Origin of the sequence: Gordonia alkanivorans NBRC 16433 (genome assembly GCF_000225505.1) — a bacterium.
Lineage (GTDB): Bacteria > Actinomycetota > Actinomycetes > Mycobacteriales > Mycobacteriaceae > Gordonia > Gordonia alkanivorans.
Genome location: NZ_BACI01000102.1, coordinates 1 through 1,027 on the forward strand (window position 1 = coordinate 1; position 1,027 = coordinate 1,027).

A 1,027-nucleotide genomic window follows, 5' to 3' on the forward strand; every position below is an offset into this window, starting at 1 on the left:
TGCACCGAGTAGTCGTTGCCGGCCACGCGCACGTAGTAGTCGCGGCCCAGCCGCACCCGAGTGCTCAACCCGACTTGTGGTGCACTCGGCGGCAGCGTCGCCATCTGCGCCAGGTCCTCGGTGAGCACGTCACAGGGGCGTCGATCACCAATCGAGCGCACCACCCGGGTGTTGGCGTAATCGGCCAGCCAACGATCGAACTGGGCGGTGAAGTCGGCTGGCGAGGCGAAATGGCGGCCCGGCAGAAATGAGGTCTCGAAGAACCGGTTGTTGCGTTCGACCATGCCCTTGTATTCGGGATCGCACGGTGGTGCCAGCTCGAGTCGAGTGCCCAGACTGCCCACGAATCCTGCCGCCAGCGCCGTGGGCTTGCCCTTGCCGCCGATCGCGGATTCGCGGTCCCACACCAGCTTGCGGGTCACCGCACCCAGCTGCGACAGCAGCAACCACATCCCGGCGAGGATGTCTCCGCCCTGGCGCGAGGGGATCATCACCGCCGAGCGGTACCGGGAGAACGCCAACGTCATCACCAACACCGGCAACATCGACAACTGGTTGTGGCCCACCGGGATTCGGTAGTCGGGGAACCACAGATCCCATTGCGAGCACCCGCCGGGTTGATAGATCACCCGATCAGCGGGATCCACCCCGCGGAACTCCGGGCGAATCACCCGCACCCGATCCTTGAGGACCGTCAACGACCTCGACCACCCAATCCGCTGCGCGATCACCGTCGCCGGCATCGTCGGATACTCCCGCAACAACGCCCGGATCTGCGGTTCGAACGCATCCACCGCCGACCCCTTCGACGGCCGCGAGTAGCTCGGGGCCGTATCTGAGGCCAACGCCGCCCGGACCGTATTTCGCGCCACCCCCAACCGACGCGCGATCTCCTTGATCGGCACACCCTCGCTGCGATGCAAACGGCGGATCTCCGCCCACTGCTCCACTGAAATCACCCTCCTAACAAGACGGGGGGTCAAAATTCACCCGTCGTCAGGGGGTCAGTTTTCAGGCGTCGTCAACA

1 protein-coding gene is annotated in these 1,027 nt (G+C 65.1%); it reads right to left on the minus strand.

Features of this window, described 5'->3' with window-relative positions; genetic code table 11:
• Positions 1-959, minus strand: a 959-nt coding sequence (istA, locus tag GOALK_RS19435) for an IS21 family transposase (RefSeq protein WP_232283194.1), incomplete at its 3' end; no start/stop codon positions are given.
• Between the last annotated feature and the right edge of the window lie 68 nt (positions 960-1,027).